The organism is Oleiphilus sp. HI0066 (assembly GCF_001635725.1).
In genome coordinates this window covers 1-474 of record NZ_LWFH01000226.1, presented here as the reverse complement: position 1 = coordinate 474, position 474 = coordinate 1, and the positions used below count along the sequence as shown (strand labels likewise).

Genomic DNA, 474 nt, shown 5'->3' with positions numbered 1-474 from the left:
GAAGCAAAATCTTTCTGGGATGATTTTTTTAATGTTTTTGGCGTAACTCGAAGAAGAGTCGCTAGTTTTGAAAAACACGTAAAAAAGATCGACGGCAAAGATGGTTTTATTGATCTTCTATGGAAAGGCACTCTTCTGATTGAACATAAATCTAAAGGTAAAGACTTAGATAGAGCCCACAAGCAAGCCCTAGATTATTTTGAAGGAATAGAAGAAAAAGACTTGCCCCAATACGTCATTGTCTCAGATTTCGAGCGCTTCCGATTATACGATCTGGATAACGGCTCCCAGTTCGAATTCAATCTCAGTGAGCTACATCAAAATATTAACCTATTTGGCTTTATTGCCGGCTATGAAACGGGAGTCATACAAAACCAAGACCCTGTAAACATTAAAGCAGCTGAGCTGATGGGCGAGTTACATGACCAAATGAAAGCCGTAGGCTATGACGGTCACGAACTGGAAGTATATTTA

General features: G+C 39.5%; 1 protein-coding gene. It reads left to right on the top strand.

Annotation, left to right across the window (positions count from 1 at the left end):
- On the top strand, positions 1-474 hold a 474-nt coding region (locus tag A3738_RS30475), incomplete at both ends, for a type IIL restriction-modification enzyme MmeI (RefSeq protein ID WP_197473554.1).